The sequence below is a fragment of the Microcoleus sp. MON1_C1 genome (assembly GCF_036701945.1).
In the GTDB taxonomy this organism is placed as follows: domain Bacteria; phylum Cyanobacteriota; class Cyanobacteriia; order Cyanobacteriales; family Microcoleaceae; genus Microcoleus.
The window spans coordinates 1-4,589 of the sequence record NZ_JAUBRO010000112.1; the positions used below are offsets into that span (position 1 = coordinate 1).

4 protein-coding genes and 1 pseudogene are annotated in these 4,589 nt (G+C 48.5%); 2 read left to right on the plus strand and 3 right to left on the minus strand.

Features of this window, described 5'->3' with window-relative positions; genetic code table 11:
• Positions 1–162 precede the first annotated feature (162 nt).
• Together QUA62_RS29590 and QUA62_RS28860 are read right to left on the minus strand one after the other, a co-directional pair.
• Complete coding sequence (locus QUA62_RS29590) at positions 163–342, minus strand: transposase (RefSeq protein WP_445301737.1); 180 nt, start codon at positions 340–342, stop codon at positions 163–165.
• An 86-nt stretch (positions 343–428) separates the two neighbouring features.
• The gene (locus tag QUA62_RS28860; RefSeq protein WP_333408230.1) at positions 429–2,339 is read right to left on the minus strand and encodes an ABC transporter ATP-binding protein; all 1,911 of its coding nucleotides are present in this window, start codon (positions 2,337–2,339) and stop codon (positions 429–431) included.
• 648 nt (positions 2,340–2,987) lie between these two features.
• On the opposite strand from QUA62_RS28860, the gene QUA62_RS28865 reads away from it, so the two are divergent.
• The gene (locus QUA62_RS28865; protein WP_333408231.1) at positions 2,988–3,440 is read left to right on the plus strand and encodes a hypothetical protein; all 453 of its coding nucleotides are present in this window, start codon (positions 2,988–2,990) and stop codon (positions 3,438–3,440) included.
• 277 nt (positions 3,441–3,717) lie between these two features.
• Here QUA62_RS28865 and QUA62_RS28870 read toward each other — a convergent pair whose 3' ends face one another.
• Positions 3,718–3,891 carry an HNH endonuclease signature motif containing protein gene (locus QUA62_RS28870; protein ID WP_333408232.1) on the minus strand — a complete coding sequence of 58 codons (174 nt, stop codon included), beginning with the start codon at positions 3,889–3,891 and terminating at the stop codon, positions 3,718–3,720.
• Positions 3,892–4,038: 147 nt separating this feature from the next.
• On the opposite strand from QUA62_RS28870, the pseudogene QUA62_RS28875 reads away from it, so the two are divergent.
• A pseudogene (locus QUA62_RS28875) lies at positions 4,039–4,589 on the plus strand (transposase domain-containing protein); the annotation flags it as partial.

Below are 4,589 nucleotides of genomic sequence, written 5' to 3' on the forward strand. Positions count from 1 at the left end.
CTGGTTGCCAGACCCACAACTCACGAGCCGTTGCCAGTCCGTACCCCATGTGACAGTTGGGGTGCGGAATGTGGGTTCTATAAAACTCTCATCAGGTCTTCTATCACTCCCTGCGAGCGCCACTGCTTGTAATCCCAATATACGGTTGAGTACGGGGGCAAGTCACCCAGGTAAGTCTTGCCAATTGCAGCCATTCTTTAATTGATAGAAGATTCCATCCAAGATTTCTCTCTTTGTCCAGTTGGATGGTAAGCGCCCCTGCTTCTTCGTAGGCAATATCTGATGTAGTATGGGTTCCATTATTTCCCATTCTGAGTCCGTTAGGCTGCTACAGTAAGGCATAGCTGCTAGATTTTGCTTTTAGGGTGACGTTACCACAAGACCGTAAAAGATCTCAAATAGACTCATAAGTTCGCCATGTCGTACTCCTACTCTATGCAGGGTTTATCAGTAAGTCCTATTGACCTTACTGGGTTATAGCCCAACATTCGGTAGTAGAGTCCCTGTTGGGTAAGGAGTTCGGCGTGGGTACCAGACTCGAAAATCTCGCCTTCCTGCATCACAAAAATCCGATCGCAGTCTACGGCAGTTTCGAGTCGGTGCGTGACCAAGATGATGGTTCTGTTGCGCCGCAGACGTTGCAGAGTTTCTATGACCCACTGCTCGTGCTTCAAGTCCAGCGCATTCGTGGGTTCGTCGAGGATGAGTATTGGAGCCTCAGTGACCAGCGCTCGCGCGATAGCTAGGCGCTGTCGCTGTCCACCCGAGAGGTTTTGACCGCCCTCAGCGATTAAAGTATCATACTGCTCCGGCAAGGTTTCGATGAACTCGGCTGCCCCAGATTCAACCGCCGCCTTCCGAATATCGGAGAGCAGAGCATCCGGGCGACCGTAGGCGATATTTTCTGCGATCGTTCCGGGGAAAAGTGGGCTGCCTTGCGAGACGAGCGCCATGTGTTTGCGGACATCGGCAATCTTAAGGGTGCGGAGGTCAAAGCCGTCGAGAAGGACGCTGCCCGATGTCGGGTCATAGAAGCGCGGCAAGAGATTGAGCAGCGTACTCTTTCCCGTTCCGCTAGGACCCAAAAACGCCACCATCTGACCCGGCTCGATACTAGCACTGATGTTCCGTAAGACCGGTTGCCCAGAGTGGTACTCGAAGCTCACGTCGGCAAGTGCTAGTGTGCAGGGATGAACGGGAAGCGAGCGGGCATCAGGCTCATCTTTTATGGCCGGCGGCTCGTCAATGACCGTAAAGACGCGATCGCATGAAGCTACAAACGTCTGGATCTTAGTAGTGAACCCCAACACCCAACCTATCGGGTCCCAGAACTGCCCCAGGTACGCCATGAATACGAGCAGATCGCCCATGCTCACGCCGTTCGGCACCGGACGCAAGAACTGGTCGCGATAGACTAGGTATCCGCCGTAGCCTAAGATTACCCCGCTTCCCAGGGCGAAGACTACCTGAACCGCTAGCGGATAGAGGTTCTCTTGCCAATTGAGTCGCATGGATGCCTTGACGCTGCGTTCAACCACCTGCCCGAAGCGCCGCGACTCTGTTGCTTCTCGACCGAAGGACTGGATTAGCCCGATCAACTCTATAGCTTGCTGCATGGTTGAGGTCATAACCGCATCGGTCTGCTTCGACTCGAGGGCACGACTCCTAATCCTTCCCTCGAAGTACCAATTCGCCAGTATTAGAAGCGGAGTGAACGAAAGCGCAAATACGGTGAGAAGGACGTGGCGCGACAGCATGATCCAGATCATCGCCGTCAGCGTTACCGATGCGGCAGTGGAGCCGATGAGCGTATCGATTACCCCCCACGGCCCGAGGCTGTCGTAGCTCAACCGATAGATTGCGTCACCCTGCGATCGGGAGCCGTGCCAGCCGAGACTCAGCGCCTGCATTTTGTCGTAGAGTTCGGTGCGAACCCGCAAGGTTCCGTTGTACTGGATGCGGTAGTTCAACATCCTACGGAGCATGAAAACGGTCTCGCTCAGGATTCTGATAATCATCGCGACGAACGCCATTCCGAAAATCCGGTTCAGCGTGCTTTCACCGAACGGAGCAAGAAACAGCGTATGAATCCAGTTGGATTTCGGAGTTGGTGATAAAACCGTATCGACTAGAATCGCCATCGGCCAGGCGTTGAGAAGGTTGAAAAGCACTGATGCTCCGATCAAAAGCAAGAGCGTGACGATCAGCCATAAGTCTTTGCGAAAGTAGGAAATGGAGCGCAGGACGATCGGCACCAACCAATGTTGATTAATTAACGGCATCACCATTTTTGGTGAATTCTTCTGGCTCTTCAAACGTGCTTTGAATGGAAAATTCATGGATGTGCTGGATGCCTCTAAGTAAGACAATGCACCAATTAGGAAGTTTCACCCCAGTCAGAGAAGCCAGAAATTAACTTTGGGTTTTAACCCCTGTGGTCAAGCAAGGCAGGTGGAATGTGAGATTATTCGACTGGTGCTAGATTTAAATAGAGTTTCGCTGTTTTCGATAGCTAGATAGAAAGCGAGAGCGCTTTGCTTCCTGGTGTGATGCGTCAGCGTTGCTTTCGCGAAAACGGTCGCAAAGTTGAGAAAATCTCAACTGTTCTAGCGGAACTTCCCCCCTGTAGTCTTAAGCATCCAAGCAAAACCCCCATCAGTCACGCAATAGGGCTAACGCCCTTGCCCAATAGATGACTACAATATTAGGGAAACCTTCAGTAAATCCAAAGCTCTCTGTTGCAATGGAGCTGGCATTGTCAGCTTGTCAAAACTAACTGAAACCAGACGCAATTTAGGCTAGACTCGGTTTTTAGCGATTGTCGATAAATTTGTTATTAACGTCCGAAAACTTTAAAGTGGAAAGCTCTCAGAAGTACATTTTGTTGAAGCTTTCCGTTTTGCCAAAGTGGATGACTGAACCGCGACAACCCCCGACCCTGACTCACAAGCATTCAACCACTCCTCATCCTCGAACAACGACGACGTATGGTAATCGTTGACACATATGCCCTTCTACGTAATAAGCTAACACACATAAAAACAGGTGTGCAAGCACCACCAGAAGTTGTATCGCTAGCAACAACACCCACAGCATCACTAATAGGGGAAACACCACCCACACAACAACCACAGGAAACTGCATTGCCAACTGCAACACCACCGCAGCCGGAAGTATTTGCACCACACCCTGTACCCATCCAATCAAAGGAGCCTAGTTTAATGAGCAAACTGCAAGCACCCGATAAAGAAGCGACGGTTAGGGGGACCGTGGAGATGTCCGAAACTCTGCACCGTAAACTGTCGATGTTGGCTGCAAAGACGGGCCATAAGAAAGTGGATCAGAGTGCGGATGTTGTTGGAGGATGGTTTGAAAGAAGAGGCGTAGGGATAAGGATTCTGGCGTTTATGATTCATGGTATGAATCACCTTTTTGCTTGATGCTACAAAACTCACCCTACTTGCCCTATAGCCATTCCGAAATCTTGAATCCATACCTATACCCAGCAACGCCTCCAACTAGCCTGCTCCTTCTCATGAATGGTTGCGATCGCAATTGAGCGAAATTTTCAAACACTAAAGAAACGGTTCGCTATAAACTTTCATGTCTATTTGCTGGTTGAGTCGAGGGGGGATAGTCGGGTAAAGTTTGAGCGTCACCGCTCTCCCCTCCCCTAAGAACCGTGCATAAGACTTTCGCACTTACACGGCTCAAGCCTTACTTCAAGCGAGTTGACTTGGATTTAGAATGTTCCTGTTTGTGACACGCATGGTGCAAGTGCTGTAGGTTTTCAATGTCATCTCGTCCACCTTGAGCAACAGGAACTATGTGATGGGTGTTTAATTCCTCTCCATTGAATAAAGGTTCACCACAGATAGCAATACGGTTCACTTAAGGCTGAAAAAGTGGTAAACTAGGTATTATGTACAAAAAAGGAAATCAAGGACAGTGCCTTTAAAAAAATTATTATTAGAATCTCCCAAGCTCAAAAGTAAGGAGATATTCAAAGCTATAGAGATAGCAATTCCCTCAACAGCAATAGAATTGGCGATTCTCAAAACAAAAGTTAAGGAAAAACGGCATCGCGGGCTACAATCACAACTGGTAGTATGTCTAATAATAGCAATGAGTTGGTGGTCAAAAGACTAAATGCGGGATGTGCTAAAAAATCTAATTGATGGCCTTAATAATGAAGTCTGGTTAAAAACTGGTAAATATGGGAAAATTTCATGTAAAGCAGCTATTACTCAAGCCAGACAAAGATTAGGAGCAGGAGTAATGACACCGTTGTTTCATCAGTTGGTAAAACCAATGGCTACGGTTGAAACAGTAGGAGCTTTTCTCAAGGGAGTGAGAATTATAGCGATAGATGGAACCTGCTTAGACATCCCAAACAGTGATGAAAATGCCAGAGTTTTTGGCCCTCCAGGGAGTCGTCCAGGTACAAGAGCTGCCTTTCCCAAAGCTAGATTAGTCATTTTAGTAGAAGCAGGAACGCATTTAATATTCGATGCCTTAATGTGTTCATATAAAATGGGAGAAAGAGTAAGAGCGTTAAAGTTGTTACGCTCAGTAACGCCGGGAATGCT

Bases quoted from the DNA above. Each gene is read 5' to 3' on its own strand.
- QUA62_RS29590 (WP_445301737.1), bottom strand. From the start codon at position 342: ATGCCTTACTGTAGCAGCCTAACGGACTCAGAATGGGAAATAATGGAA.
- QUA62_RS28860 (WP_333408230.1), bottom strand. From the start codon at position 2,339: ATGAATTTTCCATTCAAAGCACGTTTGAAGAGCCAGAAGAATTCACCA.
- QUA62_RS28865 (WP_333408231.1), top strand. From the start codon at position 2,988: ATGGTAATCGTTGACACATATGCCCTTCTACGTAATAAGCTAACACAC.